Consider the following 20217-nt stretch of genomic DNA (forward strand, 5'->3'; position numbering starts at 1 on the left):
TTGCGATGAAATTCTCAGAAATCTTAGCAAGGGTTTGTCCGGGCGTTTTTACACACTCTGGGCCGATAGCTGCCATCTATGATCATCTGTTTACAAGTCATCGTTACTAATCAGAGCAGGTTCTGGGTTCTTTCTATAGAGCTGCAAAACCCCATCACTGAGTCATCAGTTGACGTTTCAAACGCTAGGCATTGGGATAATCGCAGCCAATCGCGTCACTGTAAGAACCCTCCTCTTTACCCGTAAAAACCAGAACGATTTTGCTATCCTGCGCCCCTTTCCCCCCAAGCAAGGAGCGCCCGCATGACCCCGTCCATTGGTGGCTGTACGCAAGCAAGGGCTGGTAAACGGCGTTTCCTGCCACACTTCCTGGCCCCAGCCCTCCTGCTAGGCCTCGCCCTAACCACTCCCAGCGCCCAAGCCAACCCCACCACCACCTACCGCGGCACCCTCGGTTCCACCCCGGTTGAGCTGGCGCTGACCTACGACTCGCAATACGGCGTTGGCTTTTCCGGTTATTGGTTTACCGAAACCGAGCGCTTGCCCATTCCTTTGGAGCTGACGCCGTTTCGCCAGGGCGCGGGGTTGCTGATCAATATCATGGACAACCCGACTCTGCCGGCGGCGGCTGTGTCGTTGCTGCCTTTCACTGAAGGTGCTGATGCGCTGCAGGGCTCGTTTGTCGATCTGCGCACGGGCGCGCAGCAGCCGTTGCAGTTGCAGCGGGTAACGCGTTTTGGTGACAGTCAGCGGGATGCTTTTGACGGTGAGTTGTTGCAGCCGGTGCAGGACAAGGATTTCTATTTCAGTGTGCATGCCGCGCGCAAGGCCGGGGAGGAGGTGGCGCGGGTGGACCGTATTCGGGTGATGAGTCGTGTCACGGGGGCGCAGGTGCAGGAGATCAGTGGGTCGTGGTGCATGCCTGCGGTTGGCACCGGGACGCTGACTTTCGGGCATTTCCAGGCCGGGTCGCCGCTGGATTTTCAGGCCCAGCGTTATCGCCTGGCTGAGTCGGACGGCCGGTTGTGGTGCGGGCCCACTCAGTACTACCTGTACAACCGTGAAAGCCAGCAGTACCTGCGCCATTCACTGCTGGAGCAGTTCGCCGTGGACGGCACGTTGCGCTTTTCGCCCAGTGGCCAGATGGAGTTCAGCAAACAGGACTTTATCAATTTCGATCAGCGCACACGGCGTTGGGATTATTACCGGGTGGTCAGCCCGGATCGGCTGGAGTTTCTATCGTCTGGCGAGGAGCGTTTCTGATGGGGTGGGGTGATCTTTATCGCGGGTTGGCAGCGGGGTTGTTGGTGCTGTGGATGCTGCCGGCGCAGGCGGCCCATGGGGTGTATGAGGGCACGTTGGGCAAGCAGGCGATTGTGCTGACCCTGGGTAGCGAGAATGCCCTGTACCAGGGGACTTATGCCTACCAGCGCTATCGCACGCCGATCCGACTCAAGCCGACCTTCAGTTTCAGCAATAAGGTGCTGGCCATGGATGAGCTGGACGAGCAGGGCTTGCCGGTGGCGCGTTTGCAGTTCAATGACTTGATGAACTCCCGCCAGCAGGCGCAGGTGCGCGGCAGTTGGACCAGTTATCGCACGGGCAAGACCCTGCCCATCAGCCTGAAACTGGTGGCCCTGGTGAACTCGGATTATTCGTGGCCGCAGCCGAGCACGGCGCTGTTGCAGAGTGCATCGACCCCGCGTTGGTATTTCCAGTTGCCCATGCAGGGCAATGATCGGCGGGTGGCGGCCATTGAGGTGCTGAGCAAGGCCACGGGCAAGCCCTTGCAGACCCTGGCGCTCGCGGCGCCAGGGTGCCCGAACCAGGGCGTGGATACGCTGCAGGTGCAGGCCGAGGGGGAGAGCGTGCGGATCAGTTTGAGTGGCTGTACGTTGCCGGGGTTTGCGTGGAATAAAGGCAGCGGGCGGTTTGAGGTGTTGCCGTGAAGTGGGTCAGAGCCCGGAAGTCATTGTGTGGAGCTATTTATGTTGGATAAACCATCACCGGTGCTGATTCAGGTGTATATGGCCGATGACGATGGCGCCGTTCGCGAGGAGCTGCTGGCGCGGCAGATCGATCAGGACACTTACGAGTTGCTGTCCTCACCCGGCCTGGCGCAAAACCTGGCGCGGGGCGATATCGTTTCCATCCGCAATCCCGATGCACCGGCCGAAGTGCTGAAGCGGGGCGGTAATTTCTGCATTCAGATCTATGCCGATTACATTGATTCGGCGGTGATTACGGCGCTCGAAAACGATGTCACTCGTGAGCTCAACGGAACCTTGGATGGGGTGTGCCAGGGGACGCTAGCGTTGGCTGTTCCTGCCAAGAACGGCATGGAGAACATCAACAGGTTTTTCGACGGCTTCCGCGAAAAAACCGGCATCCAGTGGTACTACGCGAACGTCTATAAAAACCTCGATGACGATGAAGACGAGACGCTGTTGAATTGGTGGTTGGAGTACTAAGGGCGACTGATCAGTAGGTTTGGCATGCCGTCAGCGTTGCACCAAGCGCTGCAACAATGCCTTGCGCCGCGAGCCAGCGGCAAAAAAAGCATCTGACACAAGCGCGGAGTCTGGAAAAGAACCTATACCTAAGCTGGCGCGACGCCAGCACTGCTCGGTGGCATCGTGATTCAACCCACAGGGAGGTGCTCCATGCGCGAACAACCACTCATTATTGTGGTCGGTGGTCTCGGTAATCACGATGGGGCCTGGAGGCGACTCGAGGCCAAGTTGCGAGAGCAGGGTATTAGCGGTGATTGGCATCATCACGACACACGCGGCTTGAGAAGTCTCTTCCGAACGGCACGGGTGCGGGATTTGACCCTGGCGCTGATCGCCGAGATCGATGACCTGGCTCAGGAGTACAGCCGAATCATTCTGGTCGGGCACAGCGCTGGCGGAATGATCATCCGCGATGCCTACCTGTTCGCGGCAGGTGCTTATCCGGACCATCCACAGCGGCGTGAATGGTGGAATAAGGTCGAGTCTGTGCTGTTATTCGCCTCCATCAACCGAGGATTTCGGCCTTATGCCACCACTTGCTGGGCTTTGGGCCTGGCACTGATGAAGCTGATTTCCTTGCAGTGGTTGTTGCTCAAACCGCCGTCCTGGTTTGCCCTGGGCTGGCTCATGGAGTTGGAAAAAGGCTCGTTTGTGGTCACCGACCTGCGCCTATCCTGGATGCGTCATTTCCATGAGCGAGACGATGAGCATCGGCCCTTTGTCGTGCAGTTTTTGGGTGACATTGACGGTGTGGTGGCTCGCGAGGACGTGCGGGATACCGAAGCGTTTGCCAACTCCTACACGGTCACCATCGAGGGCGCCGATCATAACAACCTGTTCGACCCGCAGGCGCCTCCTGGCACGGCAGGTTTTGCCCGGATACTGCAAGCCTTCCAGAACCCGGATCCGCGTGTGAGTGAGCCTGAGCAGGCGCAGGAACTGGCCGCTACCGGGCCTGGGATGGTGGTGTTTGTGCTTCACGGTATCCGTGACGGTAATTCGGGATGGGTCACCGATATTGCCGAGGCCATCGAGCAACAGTGCAAGGCCGACCAAGTGCAGCACCAACCGTTGAATGCGCTGTCACGCTGCGAGCCTCTGCGTTCGGAGCCGCCGGTGTTGGTGGACCGTTCCACCTACGGTTGGTTTTCGGCAATCAAGTTCGCCTTGCCCTGGGTACGACGCCGGAACTTGTCCTGGTTTCTTGACCGCTACAGCTACCATGTGGCGCGTAACCCCGACGTGAAGTTTCATTTTGTCGGCCACAGTAACGGCACCTACATCCTGGGTACCAGCCTGCTTGAAGTGCCATCGCTGATGTTTGACCGGGTGTACCTGGCAGGCAGCGTGCTGCCTCGGGAATTCCCGTGGAAGCGGATGTTGGCGCGTCAGGTGGTGACGGTGGCGAATCAGTGCAGCTCTGAGGATTGGCCGGTGGGTGGGTTGTGCAGGGGATTGCATTTGATCGGTTTTCGAGACGTGGGAACTGGCGGCGTCGACGGCTTCGACGAGCTTGATGATTCGGCGATCCAAGCCCAGACCCTCTGGTTCAAGGGCGATCATGGCAAACCCTTGCAACGCCCGAATCAACCGAAGATCGTCAGTTATCTGTTGTCGCCGAACATGGTTAACCCTTTGCTACCTGCTCCGACGGGGGTCGATTTGTGCCAACGGCCGTCGTTTTGGTTCATGGTCAAGATGTATGGTTCTGCTTTGTTAGTACTGGTAGGGGTTTGCGCGCTGGCCTTTGGGGCCTGGTGGGGCTTTACCCATGATCATGAAGGCCTGGTGATCATCGGTATTTTGCTGCTGTATTTCGTACTGGACACGATCTGATTCTGATTTAAAAACTGGCCTGTTGGGGGGGGGGCTGTCTTTTAAAAACAAACGCCGCTTTCTCTTCACGGGAAAGCGACTAATGGGGCCGGGCGATTGTTCCAGCTCGGCCGTGTAGCGGTTGTAAGCCGGAGTACGCAGCCGCCTGGCACCATCACTCAACTTAGGCCGTAGAGTCCGTGTTTATCGCCGGCAAGCCGGCTCCTACACGGTGGGCGCTAGTTGGGCCGTTTTGCGGACATGGTTGACCATCAGTCCCAGCCCGCCACCAATCATCAGAATGGCCGCCATAAAGTACATCGCCACCTGAGTATTCCCCGTCACCTGGGTCAGCCACCCCACGACAATAGTGCTGAAGAATCCCGCCACGTTGCCCAGGGTGTTGATCAACGCTACGCCCGCAGCGGCTGCGGCGCCGCCCACTACGGCGGTGGGCAAGCCCCAGAACACCGGCAGGCTGCTGATCATGGCGGCGGTGCCGACGATCAGGCCGAACATGGCCAGTATCAGGTTGTCACCAAAGAAGGTGCCAAACGCCACGCCTAGCGCACCAATCCCCGCGCACACCGCCAGGTGCCAGCGGTACTCGCCGTGGCGGTCCGAGCTGCGGCCCACGATGACCATGGCCACCGCTGCGGCGGCGTAGGGCAGGGCGGTGAGGACGCCGATGGCCCAGGGCTGCTGCACGCCGCTGTTGCGGATGATGGTGGGCAGCCAGAAGCTGATGACGTATTGGCCCAGCACCAGGCAGAAGTACACCGCACCCAGCAGCCAGATTTGTGGGTTGAGCAGGCCGTCGCGCAGGCGGTGGCTTTGTTTGTTCGCGGCTTCGCGGTCGATGGCGGCTTGCATGCCGTGGCGTTCTTCGGCGGTGAGCCAGTGGGCGTCGGCGATGCGGTCGCGCAGAAGGAAGAACACCGCGGCGCCGAGGGCCACGGCGGGCAGGCCTTCGATGACGAACAGCCATTGCCAGCCGGCGTAGCCGGACACACCGTTGAGGTGTTGCAGGATCAGGCCGGAGATCAGCGAGCCGAACAGGCTGGAAATCGGCAGGGCCATGATGAACAGGGCGGTCATCACCCCTCGGCGTTGGCTGGGGAACCAGGTGGTGAGGTAGAAGATGATGCCGGGGAAGAAGCCGGCTTCGGCGATGCCGATCAGCAGCCGCAGCACGTAGAAGGTCATGGGTGTTTCGATAAACATCATGGCCGCCGACAGCAGGCCCCAGGTGACCATGATTCGGGCGATCCAGCGTCGGGCGCCGAAGCGGTGCAGGGCGATGTTGCTGGGGATTTCGAACAGCAGGTAGCCGACGAAGAAGATCCCGGCGCCGAGGCCGTACACCGCTTCGCTGAACTTGAGGTCGTCGAGCATCTGCAACTTGGCGAAGCCGACGTTGACCCGGTCCAGGTAGGCCACCAAGTAGCACAACACCAGCAGCGGGATGATGCGCCATGCGGTCTTGCGGTAGGCCGAGTGCAGGGCCGCGTCGTCGAGGGCCGCGGGCGGCGGGGAAGGTGGGTTCATGGCGAGCCTCTTTATTCTTGTTGTCGAAGCAATGGGTGAAACAGCGGTTCAGCCTTCGGGCAGCAGGCGGGTGGCGGGCCATTCGCCGGAGCGGCACATGTCGCGCACCACCTGGCCGATCAGGGCGGCGATCAGGGTTCGCAGGTTGCTGTTGGGCAGGGCTTCGCACACGCAAATGCCCAGGGTGCGGAACACCACGCGCGGGGTGATGGCGTGGGCCACCAGCCGGCCCTCGGCGACTTCGCGCAGGGCCAGGTTGAGCGGCATGATGCTCGGGCCGATGCCGGCCTCCACCGCGCTTTTAAGGATGTGCACCGAGTTGACTTCCATGGCCACCGTCGCCGGCGGCAACTGCTGCTGGGCCAGGGCCTGGTCGACAAAGGCGCGGGTGCTGTGGCTGTGGGCGCGGCTGGGGAACACCAGCGGTTGCGCCACCGCCTGGGCCAGGGTCACGTCGCCGGGGGGCGGCATGTGCGGGGCGTCGGCGCGGTGGATCAGGTAGAAGTCTTCTTCGATCAGCGGGCTGAAGCTCACTTCCGAGGGCAGGCCGATGGCGGTGAACAGGGCGATGTCGACCCGGCCGCGCACCAGTTGGTCCACCAGGTTGCCGGTGAGTTCTTCATTCAAGTGCAACTGCACCTGGGGGTAGGTGCGGGCCACGGCTTGCATCAGCGGCAGGGCGACGATATTGGCCACGCTTTGCGGCAGGGCCACCACGATTGAGCCGCTCAGGGCCGCCGGCTCCGGGTTGACCGCCGCCTTGGCCGCGCTCAGGTGTTTGAGAATGCCTTGGGCGTATTCATAGAACACCTTGCCCGCCTCGTTGGCGACGATGCCGCTGTTGCTGCGATGGAACAGCACCGCGCCGAGTTCGGCTTCCAGGGCCGACATCTGCTTGCTCAGGGCCGATTGGGCCACGTGCACGTCCCGCGAGGCCCGGGACAGGCTGCCGGCATCGACCACGGCGACGAAGTATTTGAGTTGCCTGATTTCCATAAGCCTTCCTTGCGCGCTTGGTGGCTGGCGCCTAAACGGCTGGCGTGCCGCGGGCGAAGATCTTCCCCGGGTTCATCAGCTGTTGCGGGTCGAGGGCGGCCTTGATCGCGGCCATGATATCCACCGCGTTCTGCCCGTGCTCCAGGCTCATGAAACCTTGTTTGGTCAGGCCGATGCCGTGCTCGCCGGTGCAGGAGCCGTTCATGGCGATGGCCCGTTCTGCCAAGCGATGGGCCACCTCTTCGGCGCGCTGCACTTCGGCCGCGTCCTCGGGGTTGACCAGGATCACCGCGTGGAAATTGCCATCGCCAACATGGCCGAAGATCGGTGCCAGCAAGCCGTTTTGCTCCAGGTCGCAGTCGTGGCCTCGATGCATTCGGCCAGGCGCGAGATCGGCACCACGGCGTCGGTGGTCAAGGCCCGGCAGCCGGGGCGCAGGGCGATGGCGGCAAAATAGCCGTCGTGTCGCGCTTGCCACAGGCGGCTGCGGTCTTCCGGGTGCACGGCCCAGTCGAAGTCCTGGCCGCCGTGTTCGTCGGCCAGCATGCGGATGGTTTCCACCTGTTCCTTGACGCTGGCTTCGGAGCCATGCAGCTCGAAAAACAGCGATGGCGCCTCGTGCAACTGGGTCTTGCTGTAGGCATTCAGGGCGCGCACGGTGAGGGCGTCGATCAGCTCGATACGGGCAATCGGCACCCCCAGCTGGATGGCTTGGATCACCGTGCGCACCGCTTGGTCCACGCTGGGGAAGTTGCACACCGCGGCGGAAATCGCTTCCGGGATCGGGTGCAGTTTGACCGTCAGTTCCGCCACCGTGGCCAGGGTACCGCCGGAGCCGATCAGCAGATGGCCGAGGTCATAACCGGCCGAGGATTTACGCGCCCGGCCACCCGTCTGGATCACTCGACCATCGGCCAGTACCGCGGTCATGGCCAGGACGTTTTCGCGCATGGTGCCGTAGCGCACGGCGTTGGTGCCCGAGGCCCGGGTGGCGGCCATGCCGCCCAGGGAGGCATCTGCGCCGGGGTCGATGGGGAAGAACAGGCCCGTGCCGTGCAGCGCCGCGTTCAGCTGCTTGCGGGTCACCCCGGGTTGCACGGTGACGTCCATGTCGTCGATGCGCACTTCCAGAATCTGGTTCATCGCCGACAGGTCAAGGCACACCCCGCCATGCAGCGCATGCACCCAACCTTCCAGGGAACTGCCGCTGCCGTAGGGGATGATCGGCACCCGATAGCGGTGGCAGGCCTGCTGCACCGCGACGATTTCCTCCAGGTTGTGAACGAAGGCCACGGCTTGCGGCGGCATGGGGTCGAGGGCGGAGATATCGCTGCCATGGTGTTCACGAATACTGGCCGAGGTGCTGAGGCGCGGGCCCAGCAACTGGGTCAGCTCATCCAGCAAGGCACTGGGCAGCGTGGGCGTGGCAGGCGTAGCAAGGGCGGTGGGCAGCATCGAGCAGTCTCCGGTTTTATTGTTCCTCGGGTTCGGCAGCGTGGCACCGGGCCCGGGCGGGGAGTTGCCCATATCCTAACTGCATACATTGGGGGTCGGTCGTGCAGATTCGAGATGGCGTTATCGCAAGGACAGATAGGCCCGTCCCCATTTCTCAAACCACCCCCCATCCGTAGGAGCTGGCTTGCCAGCGATAAAGCCAGCGATAAAGCCCGCACGGCCGCCATCGCCGGCAAGCCGGCTCCTACAGTAAGGTTTTACACCTGACCAACGCCAGATAAACGCCAGCGTCTTTCCCAGGCTCGATGTAATGCGCGCCTTCAAGGTCGGCGATCCGGGTCGGGACCATCACGCACTCCAGTGGCGGTGCGCCTTCGTACCAGTCGTCGTTGTCGTCCAGGCCGCGCAGGAAAGCGTCGAGGAAGTCCTGGCAACTGTCGAACTGGCCGTAGCTGTAGCCGCCTTGTTGGTCGCTGTAAAAGCGTGAGTAGCTCAGCAGCACGATGCCCCAGCGTTCAATGGGTTCCTGGGGCGAGGTGCGCGGGATGGGTTTGACCAGGTCCTTGCGGATTTCGCGGATTTTGTAGAAAGCATTTTTGTTGTTGTGCACCACCTTGAATTCGAGGGCCGTGGAGGGCTGTTCGGCGTAGCTGTCCTCGATCCAGATATCCACCTTGCGACGCTCGGCGGCGATCAGCCAGCGCGGGACATTGGCGCGTGCCGCCAGGTGGTTGGCGGGGCGGTAGTCGGCGCGTTCGTCGAGTTGGCCGCCGAGGCCGAAACGGTCGCGGTGAATGTCCAGCAATGCGGCCGATTCCAGGCTCAGCCACAGCTCGGGGGCGACGGTGACCATGATGGATTTGAGCATGCGCTGGCGTTCTTCCTGCTGCAGGTGCGTCAGCAGTAAATCGGTAAAGGCGGGGACAAAGGACATGGGATCTCCGTATCAGGTTTGAAAGGTCCGTCGTTTCATGTGTGGCGGCCGGGGGGCTTCCCTGCTCTCCAGGTGTTTAGGTGGCGCGACGTTTTATTGATCCAGATCAATGAAATGGCAGATTTCCGCTTCAGGAAAGGTATTGCAACGAAACAGTGGGGCGTCTTCAGTGCTGGCACTTGGCTATTAACGTACCATCGCCGCCGCATGCGCAGGGACAACAAGGGACGGTTAGGAACATCGCGCGCCAATGAATTTAATGTGAAATGAGGCTTGAAGGGAAATGCTCAAGAATGCACCGCTGCGTCTGAAACTGCTGTTGATTCTGCTACTGCCGTTGCTGGGGTTTCTGATCCTGGCCGGGGTGTTTGTGGTGGACAACTACAAGACGCTGCGTGATATGAACGCGACGGTCACCGCCAGCGCCACGGCCCAGAAGTTGAGCCAATTGATCACCACCTTGCAGCGTGAGCGGGGCGCCAGCGGGGTCTTCCTGGGCAGCGGTGGCAAGTCCATGGGCGAGCGCATGTCGCAGATGCGCCAAGACTCCAGTGCCTCGGTTGAGGTGGTGCGCGGCCTGTCCGCGACGGGCAATGGGCAGTTGGACAAGGTGCTGAATGCATTGGATCAGTTGCCGGTCGTCCGCGGGCAGGTCGATAAGCTGAGCATCAACAGCACCGAGTCGGGCGCCCGTTACACCGAGATCATTCAAACCCTCATTGGCTACACCCACTCCCTGGAAGCCAGCGTCAACAACGCCACCATCGTTCACGCACTCGGCGCGTTGAATCAGTTCATCGAGATGAAAGAGCGCGCCGGCCGCGAGCGGGTGGTGCTCGGCCTGGTGTTCAACCAGGGGCGTTTCGATGAGGCACTGCTGTCGCGCTTCAGTCGCAACCTCGGCGAGTTCACCGCCTACTACGATGCTTTCCGGCGCAAGGCCCCGGCGGCGTCGCTGCAACAGTTCGACCAGCAAATGCAAAGCCCGGCGGCGGTTGAAGTCGGCAAGTTGCAGCGCCTGGGGTTCGAGGTGCCGATGGGCCAGGCACTGGGCGTCAAGCCAGAAGCCTGGTTTGAACTCGCCACCCAGCGCATTGACCTGATGGGCCAGGTGGAAGAGGCCCTGGGCCAGAGCGTCAGCAGCCTGGCGATGCACGAGCGCGATGACGCTAACCGTGCGCTGTGGCTGACCATCGGCGCGGTGATCGTGTCGCTGCTGGCGGTGTCGGTGCTGTCGTACCTGATTATCCGCATGATCGATTCGGCGGTGCAGGACCTCAACCGCGCGCTCAACGACCTGGCGCAACGTGACCTCACGGCCCGGGCCACCTACGAGAGCAAGGACGAGTTCGGCCAGATCTCGCGCAACCTCAACCGCATGGCCGATGAGATCCGCGGCATCGTCCAGGAAATCGGCAGTGCCACAGCGCAAGTGGCCACGGCGGCCGAAGAGTCGTCGGCGGTCACCCTGCAGACCAGCCAGAGTGTCGAGCGGCAACGCCAGGGCACCGAGTTGGTGGCCACCGCCATCAGTGAAATGAGCGCCACCGTGCGCGAGGTGGCCCACAGCACTAACGACGCCGCGCAGATGTCGCAGCGGGTCAACACCAGCACGACCCAAGGGCGCACCGAGATTGAAAGCACCATCGGGCTGATCCGGCAGTTGTCGGGCCAGGCTGAGGAAACGGCGCTGATCATCGGTGACCTGAAGCACGAAAGTGATGCCATTTCTTCGGTGCTCGATGTGATTCGCGGCATCGCCGATCAAACCAACCTGCTGGCCCTGAACGCTGCCATCGAAGCAGCGCGTGCCGGGGATCATGGCCGTGGTTTTGCGGTGGTGGCGTCCGAGGTGCGCACCCTGGCGCAGAAAACCCAGGAATCCACCGGCAACATTCAGTTGATGATCGCCAACTTGCAGGCCGGCTCGGACCGGGCCGCCACCTCCATGCAAGAGACCTTGGTCAAGGCCCTGGATGGCGCGAGCAAGGTCGAGCGTGCCGGTGAGTTGTTGGTGGAAATTGCCGAGGGCGTGGCGGGCATCAGTGACCGCAACATTCAGATTGCCTCGGCGGCGGAAGAGCAAAGCGCGGTCTCCGAAGACATCAACCGCAACGTCAACGAGATCAACGACCTGGTGATCCAGGTGAGTGCCGGTGCAGAGCAGACGGCGATCACCAGCCAGGAGCTGGCGCGCCTGGCCGAGTTCCAGCAGCAGTTGGTGGGCCGCTTCAAGATGGCCTAGGGCGCTGCCGACCATCGCCTGAGTGGCTTTGAGCCCCTCTGATGCTTGCGCATCGAGGGGCTTTTTTACGCGCCGTGTTGACCCCTCAAGCCATGACCGGAACGCTGGCCTTGGGCTTGAACAGCACGCAGGCCAGGGCTGGGGTGAGGATCAGCGCGCCGAGCATGTTCCAGATAAACATGAAGGCCAGGAGGATGCCCATGTCGGCCTGGAACTTGATCGGCGAGAGCACCCAGGTGGCCACCGCCACGCCCAGGGTGACGCCGGTCAGCACCACCACTTTGCCGGTGGAGAGCAGGGCGGTGTAGTAGGCGTTGGACAGGCTCGCGCCCTGGCGCAAGTGGGCCAGGGTGATGCTGAGGATGTACAGCGAGTAGTCCACGCCGATGCCTACGCCGAGGGCGATCACCGGCAGAGTCGCGACCTTGAGGCCGATGTCCAGGCCGACCATCAGCGCCTCGCAGAGGATCGAGGTGAGCATCAGCGGCAGCACCGTGCACACCACCGCACGCCAGGAGCGGAAGGTGATAAAGCACAGCACGATCACCGCCAGGTACACCACCAGCAGCATCTGCATATTGGCGCGCTTGACCACGATGTTGGTGGCGGCCTCGATCCCGGCGTTGCCTGCGGCGGACATGAATTGCAGCTCGGCGGTGTTGTGCGTCGCGGCAAAGGCTTCCACGGTGCTGGCCACACGGGTCAGGGTGTCGGCCTTGTGGTCGGTGAGGAACACGTTGACCGTCAGCAAGTCGCAGTTCTGGTTGAACAGCTCCCGCGGGGCGCGGGTGATGATCGCGTTGAGCAGGCCCTGGTTACGCGGGATTTCATACCAGCGCAGGCTGCCTTCGTTCATCCCTGCTGCCGCCTGTTTGCTCAGGGCCGCCAGGGAGCTGGTGGAGACCACCCCGGGCAGTTGTTGCAGGCGTGCTTCCAAGGCATCGACGGTGACCAGGGTGTTGTAGTTGGCGCAGTAGAAGGGCGGGGTCTTGACCATGACCACGTACTTGTCGCTGCTGGCCGCGTAGTTGCCCACCATAAAACCGTTGTCGCGGTTGTAGCGCGAATCGGCCCGCAGCTCCGGGGCCCCGGGGTTGAGGTCGCCGACCTTGACGTGCAGGCTCACGGCAAACCCGGCCACCCCCAGCACCGCCGCCACGGCAATCGCCAGGCGCGCCCATTTTTTCTGGGTGAAGCGGTCGAGGAACGACCACAGCGGGTGGCGCCGATGTTCCAGGTCGCTCAGGGCCAGGCGTTCGGCCTGGGCTTCACGCTCGGCGGCGCGGCGGCTGACACCGGTGTACGACAGCAGGATCGGCAACAGCACCAGGTTGGTCAGCACCAGCACCATCACCCCCAGGGTGGCGGTGATCGCCAGGTCCTGGATCACCGGGATGTTGATGATCATCAGCACGGCAAAACCCACGGCGTCGGCCATCAGCGCCATCAGCCCGGTGAGGAACAGGCGGCGGAAGGTAAAGCGCGCGGCCACCAGCTTGTCCGCGCCGCGGCCGATGTCCTGCATGATCCCGTTCATCTTCTGCGCGCCGTGGCTCAGGCCGATGGCGAACACCAGGAACGGCACCAGGATCGAGTACGGGTCCAGCTGATAACCCAGGGTCGGCAACAACCCCATCAACCACAGCACGGCGATCATCGAGCAGGACAACACCAGCACCGTGCTGCGCAGGCAACGGGTGTACCACAGCAGCACCAGGCCGCAGATCAGCAGGGTGCCGGCAAAAAACACCTGCATCAGCAACAGGCCGTCCATCAAGTCGCCCACCACCTTGGCAAACCCGGTGATGGCGATGGAATAACGCTCGCTTTCATACTGCTGGCGCAGCTGTTCCAGGCGTTGGGACAGGGCGTGGTAATCCAGGGGCGCGGCGTCTTGCCCGCTGGTGTCCTGCAACGGCAGGAGGATCACGCTGGAGCGCAGGTTACCCGCCACCAGGCGCCCCAGTTCACCGGAGCGTTCGACGTTCTGCCGCACCTGATCGATGCTCGCCGCCGAACCGTCGTAGTCGTCGGGGATCACCGGGCCGCCGTCGAAGCCTTCCTCGGTGACGCCGATCCAGCGGGTGGCCGGGGTCCACAGGGACTTCATGTAAGGCCGGTCCACGCCGTCGAGCAGGAACAGCTCATCGTTGATGCGCTTGAGGGTGTCCAGGTACTCGGCGTCGTAGATCGTGCCTTGCTTGGCCTCCAGGGCAATGCGCAGGGTGTTGCCGCCTTCCCCCAGTTGGCCTCGGTATTTGAAGTAGTTTTCGATGTAGGGATGGCCCACCGGGATCATTTTTTCGAAGGCCGCGCTGAGCTTGAGGTGGGTGGCCTGGTAGCCCAGCACCGCGCTGAGCAGCAGACACAGGGCTACCACCAGGCCGCGATGGTTGAACAGCAGGCGTTCCACCAGGCTGCCGGAGCGCTTGTCGAACAGCAGGAATTCCGCGGCCGTGTCGCTGTGAGGGTCGTGCACTTTACTGTTCACGGGCGCTGCTCCGCTGGCTGTCATTCAAGGAAAAGGTGTTCAGGCCCCGAGCGCCGGCGGCCACCAGGCCACCGTCGGCGCTTTGCACCAAGGCGTTGAGCGCGGTGTTCTGGCCCAGGGCGGTGGCGTTGAAGCTGCGGCCGTCATCGTCGCTGCGCAACACGCGACCGGTTTCGTCCACCAGCAGCAGGCTGCCGTCATCGACCTGGAGGCCGGCGGTGAGGGTCACGGGCTGGTTGTTGGCGACGCTGCTCCAGCTCTCGCCCTGGTCATCGGAGCGGTAGATCTTGCCGCGCAGGCCGAACGCCAGCAGATGGTGCTGCTGGCTGGCGAGCAGGCCGAACAAGGTACCGTTGGCCGGGATCTCGACCCGGGCAAACGATCGGCCCTGGTCGGTGGAACGCAGCAGCAGGCCTTGCTCGGCGGCGATAAACAGCGTGCCCTGCAGGTCGAGAATGCCGTACAGGTGCAGCGCCGATGGGTTGTCCAGGCGGGCGCTGATGGGTTGCCAATGCTGGCCGCCATCCTGGGTCTCGAAAGCCAGGCCATAGGCACCCACCACCAGGCCCTGCTGTTCATTGAAAAAATGCACGGCGAGGAAGGGTTTGTCCGGGCCGTCTTCCAGCAAGCGCTGGGCTTCGTCCACCCGCTGCTGGGCGTCGTCACCGGGGTTTTCGCTCAAGGCGCTTTTGGCCACGTCCAGCGACAGTTGTGCGGCCTGGTTGCCGTCCAGTTGCGTGGCCCAGGTCAGGCCGCCGTCGGTGCTGTGCAGGATCACCCCGGCGTGCCCAACGGCCCAGCCTTGGCGGGCCGTGGGGAAGGTCACTTGGGTCAGGGTCACGCTGACCGGCGAAGGCATCTGCTGCCAGGACTGGCCATTGTCCGTGGAGCGCAGGATAAAACCGCGCTCGCCCACGGCCACCAGGGCCGCTCCGGCCCGAGCCACGCTGAGCATCAGCGAGCGCGGCGCCAGTTCGCTGTGCAGCGCCGGGCGTTGAAAGAGTTCGGCGTCGCCCGGTGCCTCGGCCAGGGCCAGGGGCGCCAGACCGAGGCTCCCGCTCAGCCCCAGGCACAGGGCCAGGGCGCGGCCGGGGCGGGCGGCGAGGGTGGTGCTGAGGAGCGTTCGTATGACGAGCGCTGGTATCACGCAAGTACGTATGAATAGCGGCTTGGACATCTTGACCTCGACAATCCGGAAATGGGGCCCGCCACGTGCGGGCCCCATGTGCTGCGTCACAGAGTCAGCGCACCGAGCCCGAGGCCACGGCGTTACCGGTGAAGAAGTTCTCCGACTTGCGTGGCACCACTTTGTAGGTCTCGCCGTTGAGGCCCTGGACCACGCTGTAGGTCTTGGCCTGCAAGTTGTAAATGACCACCGGCTTGACCACCACCGCCGGGATCGACGGCACCACGAACGGCAGCGCCTGGGTCACGCGCCACAACTTGCCTTGGGCGTCATAGCCGTCGGCCAGGGCGATGGTCCAGCTGTCCTCGTCGATGTAGAAGCGGCGCTTGGGCACGGCATGGCGCTTGCCCGGGGCGACGGTGGCTTCCACTTCCCAGACCCGGTGCAGTTCCCAGCGCATCTTGTCGGAGTTGAGGGTTTTCTCGGTGAATACATCGTCCGGTTTCTCGGCGTGGAACTTGTTCAGGTTGTAGGGGATGTACATCTCCTTCTTGCCGATCAGCTTCCACTCGTAGCGGTCCGGGTGGCCGATAAAACCGTGAACTTCATCGAAGTAGTTGGCGCCCGAGGCCACGAAGTCCGGGGTGTCGTAACCCACGGTTGGCGCGCGCCGCACCCGGCGTTGGCCCACCAGGTACTGCCAGGCTTCACGGGGGTTGGCAGCGTCCACGCTGTCGTGGGTCACCAGGGATTCACCGGCCTTGAACGGCGGTTCGCTGGTGAGGAAACGCAGCAGCACGTACTGGCCGGACCATTTCTGCGCATCGCCGTCTTTGTAGTAGTAGGGGTATTGCCAGTTCTCCACGCCGCGGCTGGCCAGGGTCCGCGAGCCGTCGGAGTTGCCGATCATGTTGCGGTAACCGTGCTCGATGGACTCGGCCTCGGTGCGCAGCAGGAAGTTCCAGATCAGTTCGCTGCCGTTGGCTGGAATCGGGAACGGCACGCCGCCGTAGCAACCCTGGACCGAGAGGCCGTTCTGGGTCAGTTGGCATTGGGTGGCGTTCTTCTGGGTGTTGTCGTAGGTCCACTGGGGCGCCGCGGCGCTGCGGTGGGTGGGGTAGACGTTGAGGTGGAAGTTATCCGGGTACTGGGCCAACAGGGCGCGGGTGCCTTCACTGAGTTTGTCGGCGTACTGCGCGGCGTTTTTCGCATTGATCTGCAACAGCGGTTTTTCCCCGGGGAAGGGGTCGGCCGGCACGTCGCCGAACTTGGGCCCGGCCACGTCCTGGGTCAGGCCGCCGGTCCAGGCGGGGATGCTGCCGTCCTTGTTGCCGGCTTTTTCCGCCCCCATGGGGGTCAGGGTGGTTTTCAGGGTGGCGGCCTGGTCGGCGGACACCGCGGCCAGGGTCGGGCCCGAGACCAGGCCGAACAGGGCCAGGGCGCAAAGCGTGGGGGCGTGCTGTTTCATGGGGGTTCTCCGGAGCATGGCAGGCATCAGAACGTGCGCTGAAGCGAGAAGGACACGAAGTCGCGGTCCTTCATGTTTTGTTTGAAGGTGTAGGCATTGGTGGAGTCGATGATCGGCCCGCCATCACCAAAGAAATTGGTGTAGCTGAGGGACGCGTACCAGGTCTTCTGGTAGTCGGCCTTGAGGCCCAGGGTGAAGTCGCCGCCGTGTTCCGGGGAGAACGCTTGCGGGGTCACCGACGAGCGACCGTAGGGCGTGTAGCCCACAGTGATCGGCACTTGCACATCGACCCCGGGCATCACCTGGAAGTACTGCGGCTCGAAGGTGAAGCGCAGCGAATAGGCGTCGCGGGTGGTGTTGGGGTCCAGTTGGTCTTCGTTTTTCTTCACGCTCAGGCGACGGTTGAAGGCCAGCTCGCCGACAAAGGACGCCGCGTCCCAGACCTGGTTGCCGCCGTAGATGTTGATCATCGACACCTGGGCATGCAGCGAGTCGCCGATCGGGTAGGCGGCGTTCTTGTCGTTATCGGCACCCAGGCCTGCGATCACCACGCCACCGGTAGGCGCCAGCGGTGTATCGACGCGCATCGACACTTCACCGGCGACGTTGGCTTCGCCCACCAGGGTGCTGAAGCTGGCGCCGAAGACTTTCACGTCCTCGGCATAGACGTTGACGTAACTGTCGTCGTTGCCAGGGATCAGGGCGGCCGGGCGGAAGTAGAAGATCGGGGTTTTCTCGTGGTACTTGGCGGCGTAGAGGCCGAATTCCCAGTCTTCGAGGCTGAATTTGAACTGCGCACCGAACTGCCCGGAATCCTTGGCATTGATGCTGGCGCCACGGGTCAGGCGGCCGGTGGGGAAGAACACGCTCTCAGCGCCATCACCGACAAAGTCACCGCCGCTGAAGTAGCTGCCGGAGCCGGGCAGGCGGGTCTTGTTCCACTCGAACTGGTAGTAGGCGCCGATGCTCACGGTGTCGCTCAATTGCCAGTTGCCCGACACCTGTTTGGTCGGCAGGAGGATTTCCTTGAACTGCGAGCCGGGCACCGATTGCAGCTTCACCAGGTCGATGGTGGATTGGGCGTTGGCGATGCCGTTGGCACCGAAGAACAGGCTTTCACCGTAGATCTGGGTGAACTGGCCGAGGCGCCCGGACACCCGGGTTTCACCCACGTCCCGCGAGCCGTAGACGAAGGCGTCGAGCAACTCGCCCTTGCGTCCGTGGAGCTTGCGGGTGTCGTCGGTGAAGTGGTTGTTGCGCACGCTCAGGGCGTTGGCGGTGCCCGGCGAATCGTTGTCGTTGCTGTCGTTGTACACCGTGTCGTACCAGGCCGCGCCGCTGAGGCGGGCGCCGACATCCTTGTAGCGGATGTCCAGTTCCGAGAGCAGGTCGACGCGGTTGGAGATCAGGCCGCTGCTGAAATTGCGGTCACCGTCGTCCATGTTGGGGTTGGCCACCGAGGTGCCGGGGCCGCCGGACACGCTGCCCTCGCGCCCCTTGAGGCGAAAGGCGTTGCTGTACTTGAGGGTGTTGTCCCAACTGGTGCTGAGGTCGGGGATACCGGTGTCGAACTGGAAGGCGACGGCATTCACCGAGGTGCACAAGGCAATGGCGGCGCCGACGGTGCCGGTGGCGCGGGCGAAGCACTGGGGAAGGCCCGGGCGGCTGTGGGGCATTTTCATGGAAACCTCTTCTGCTTTTTTATTGTTGTTGAAGCGAATCGATTTATGGCTGGCAGCAAGCAACGGCGATCTGGCGTGGGGCGGCTCCTGTGGGGTTCAACGGCAAGGGGTCGGGGTGAAGCCAACGGCCTTGGCGCTGGCGCCGAGAACATGGCATGGATTAGTATTTTGTGCATGATTCATTTTAATTTGCCTAAAAATGAATTTGTGCACAAAAAGTAAATCCGCAAAAATCCAATGTCAAGGAAAACCGCAGGCGCTGCCACGCCAAGGGCGATTGCCTTGATTGCCGTTTCTCAGCCCAGGAAAAACAACAATGAATAATCTGCCCGGTGCTTTTGCTCGTCCCCTGTCCATCAGCGCCTTGCTGATCACGGGGTTCAGTCTGTTGTGCGGCCTGACCGTGGTCCTTGCCGGGACCGCAGCCTATGCCTTGCAGGCGGTGTTGGAGGGACAGGCGCGGCTGCTGCACGTCAACGAATGGCACGCCAGCGTGCTTGGGGCCCGCGCTGCGGAAAAAACCTATCGGGTGGACGCTGCCGACAGCGCTCGGGACCAGGTTTTGAGCAGCGTGCAGGGCCTGATGCAAGAGCTGACCCAGGGCTTGCCGGGCGGCCTGGCCACAGACCCGGCCTTGTTGCGTGCCAGCCAGGACTACCTGGCCCGCTTCCAGGGTTTCAGTGCCACGCGCCAGCGCACCCAGGCGACCCAGGCCAGCATGCAAAGCCAGGCCGAAGCGGCCAAGGGCGGTTTTGAAGGGGTGGAACAGGACCTGCTGGAAGCCCTGGGCGAGGCCATCGACCAGGGCCGCGCCAGCCTCGACCTAGTGACCCAGGCCGACAACGCCATGGCCCTGATGCGCAAGCTGATGGCGGTGCGCAGCAGCGAATGGGCCTTTGCCCGGCAGCCCGATGGCGCCCGTTACGACCAGTGGCTGTTGCTGATGAGCGACTTGCAATCGTCCACCCAGGCCCTGGCCAACGGCGCCGCCGAAACCCAGCGCCAAACCCTGGAGGCGGCATTGCAAGCCCTGGGCGGCTATCGCCAGGCATTCGAGGAATACCGCCTGCGCGCCGAGGAAAGCCGCGCCAGTGAGCAGTCCATGGACGGCCTGGCGCAGCAGATGCTCACGGACTTTGTCGCCTTGAAACAGCAGGTCCTGGCGCAGCAGCAGACCCTGGATCGGCGCGCCTATGCCTGGCTGCTGGGCATGACCCTGCTGGCCCTGGTGTTAAGCGCCGCGGCAGCCTGGTTGATTCGCCGGCGGATTGTCACGCCGCTGCGCTACACCGCCCAGGTGGCCGGCGAGGTGGCGGCCGGGAGCCTCAGCCCGTCCCTGGTGGTGACCCGCCAGGACGAACTGGGCCAGGTGTTGTTGGCCATGCAGGGCATGACCCGCAGCCTGCACCAGATCATGAGCCGCATCGACCAGGGCAGCCGGCGCCTGACCCTGGCGTGCGGCGAGCTGTCCACGGCCACGGCGGCCGCCGAGCAGGGTGCCCGCGAGCAGTCCCGGGAGGCCGACAGCACGGCGGCGGCCATGGAGCAGGTCAACGCCAGCCTGGCCCAGGTGGCCCGGCACACCGAGCACAGCCTGCAATCGGCCCAGGCTGCTCGCAGCGGTTACGAAGCCGGCGAGCGGGACGTGGCGGCGGTGGCCTTGCAGAGCCGCGAACTGACCGGGCAGATGGACAGCGCCAGCCAGGCCATGCAACGCCTGGACGAAGAGAGCGGGCGCATCGCCGGGGTGCTGGCGGTGATCCACGCCCTGGCCGAACAGACCAACCTCGCTGGCGCTGAATGCGGCCATCGAGCGCCCGGGCCGGTGGAGAAGGGCCGAGGCTTTTCAGTGGTGGCCGATGAAGCTGCGGCACCTGGGCCAACCGCACCCAGGAAGCGGCGGCCGCAGGAGTCGGACGCCATGACCCAATTCCCTGCCGAACG

At 63.1% G+C, this 20217-nt stretch carries 13 protein-coding genes and 1 pseudogene; 6 read left to right on the plus strand and 8 right to left on the minus strand.

The window, feature by feature from the left end; all coding sequences use genetic code 11:
- The first annotated feature begins 303 nt into the window (after positions 1 to 303).
- The 4 genes from M1B34_RS32580 to M1B34_RS32595 all read left to right on the plus strand — a co-directional run bounded on the left by M1B34_RS32580 (position 304) and on the right by M1B34_RS32595 (position 4349).
- On the plus strand, positions 304 to 1263 hold the full coding sequence (locus M1B34_RS32580; protein ID WP_268267324.1) for a hypothetical protein: 960 nt from the start codon (positions 304 to 306) through the stop codon (positions 1261 to 1263).
- Positions 1263 to 1949 (plus strand): hypothetical protein, encoded by a 687-nt coding sequence (locus M1B34_RS32585; protein ID WP_268267325.1) that lies wholly within the window; start codon positions 1263 to 1265, stop codon positions 1947 to 1949. Before M1B34_RS32580 ends, M1B34_RS32585 begins: the two co-directional genes overlap by 1 nt.
- Before the next feature lie 39 nt (positions 1950 to 1988).
- Positions 1989 to 2471, plus strand: coding sequence for a DUF4265 domain-containing protein (locus M1B34_RS32590; protein WP_268267326.1), 483 nt, complete (start codon positions 1989 to 1991; stop codon positions 2469 to 2471).
- A gap of 192 nt (positions 2472 to 2663) precedes the next feature.
- A complete protein-coding gene (locus M1B34_RS32595) occupies positions 2664 to 4349 on the plus strand; it encodes an alpha/beta hydrolase (RefSeq protein WP_268267327.1) in 1686 nt (561 codons plus the stop codon).
- Positions 4350 to 4553: 204 nt separating this feature from the next.
- Here M1B34_RS32595 and M1B34_RS32600 read toward each other — a convergent pair whose 3' ends face one another.
- The 4 genes and pseudogenes from M1B34_RS32600 to M1B34_RS32615 all read right to left on the minus strand — a co-directional run bounded on the left by M1B34_RS32600 (position 4554) and on the right by M1B34_RS32615 (position 9261).
- Entirely contained in the window at positions 4554 to 5876 is a 1323-nt protein-coding gene (locus tag M1B34_RS32600; protein WP_268267328.1) for an MFS transporter, read from the minus strand.
- Between the two features lie 48 nt (positions 5877 to 5924).
- Positions 5925 to 6872 carry a LysR family transcriptional regulator gene (locus M1B34_RS32605; protein ID WP_123335678.1) on the minus strand — a complete coding sequence of 316 codons (948 nt, stop codon included), beginning with the start codon at positions 6870 to 6872 and terminating at the stop codon, positions 5925 to 5927.
- A 31-nt stretch (positions 6873 to 6903) separates the two neighbouring features.
- Positions 6904 to 8327 (minus strand): annotated as a pseudogene (locus tag M1B34_RS32610) (FAD-binding oxidoreductase).
- A gap of 244 nt (positions 8328 to 8571) precedes the next feature.
- Positions 8572 to 9261 carry a hypothetical protein gene (locus M1B34_RS32615; RefSeq protein ID WP_268262057.1) on the minus strand — a complete coding sequence of 230 codons (690 nt, stop codon included), beginning with the start codon at positions 9259 to 9261 and terminating at the stop codon, positions 8572 to 8574.
- A 283-nt stretch (positions 9262 to 9544) separates the two neighbouring features.
- Between M1B34_RS32615 and M1B34_RS32620 the strand changes: the two genes are divergently transcribed.
- The gene (locus M1B34_RS32620) at positions 9545 to 11506 is read left to right on the plus strand and encodes a methyl-accepting chemotaxis protein (protein WP_268267329.1); all 1962 of its coding nucleotides are present in this window, start codon (positions 9545 to 9547) and stop codon (positions 11504 to 11506) included.
- An 85-nt stretch (positions 11507 to 11591) separates the two neighbouring features.
- On the opposite strand, the gene M1B34_RS32625 is transcribed toward M1B34_RS32620, so the two are convergent.
- The 4 genes from M1B34_RS32625 to M1B34_RS32640 form a co-directional block, all read right to left on the minus strand.
- Positions 11592 to 13997, minus strand: a complete 2406-nt coding sequence (locus M1B34_RS32625) for an efflux RND transporter permease subunit (RefSeq protein WP_259740444.1) — start codon at positions 13995 to 13997, stop codon at positions 11592 to 11594.
- Positions 13987 to 15144 (minus strand): WD40/YVTN/BNR-like repeat-containing protein, encoded by a 1158-nt coding sequence (locus M1B34_RS32630; protein WP_268267330.1) that lies wholly within the window; start codon positions 15142 to 15144, stop codon positions 13987 to 13989. The genes M1B34_RS32625 and M1B34_RS32630 overlap by 11 nt, the downstream gene beginning before the upstream one ends.
- A gap of 94 nt (positions 15145 to 15238) precedes the next feature.
- Positions 15239 to 16591, minus strand: a complete 1353-nt coding sequence (locus M1B34_RS32635; protein WP_268262053.1) for a DUF1329 domain-containing protein — start codon at positions 16589 to 16591, stop codon at positions 15239 to 15241.
- Between the two features lie 26 nt (positions 16592 to 16617).
- Complete coding sequence (locus tag M1B34_RS32640; protein ID WP_425273565.1) at positions 16618 to 18267, minus strand: DUF1302 domain-containing protein; 1650 nt, start codon at positions 18265 to 18267, stop codon at positions 16618 to 16620.
- A 322-nt stretch (positions 18268 to 18589) separates the two neighbouring features.
- Here M1B34_RS32640 and M1B34_RS32645 point away from each other — a divergent pair.
- A partial coding sequence (locus M1B34_RS32645) for a methyl-accepting chemotaxis protein (RefSeq protein WP_268267332.1) occupies positions 18590 to 20217 on the plus strand: 1628 nt, incomplete at its 3' end.

This window comes from Pseudomonas morbosilactucae (genome assembly GCF_023241715.1).
In the GTDB taxonomy this organism is placed as follows: domain Bacteria; phylum Pseudomonadota; class Gammaproteobacteria; order Pseudomonadales; family Pseudomonadaceae; genus Aquipseudomonas; species Aquipseudomonas morbosilactucae.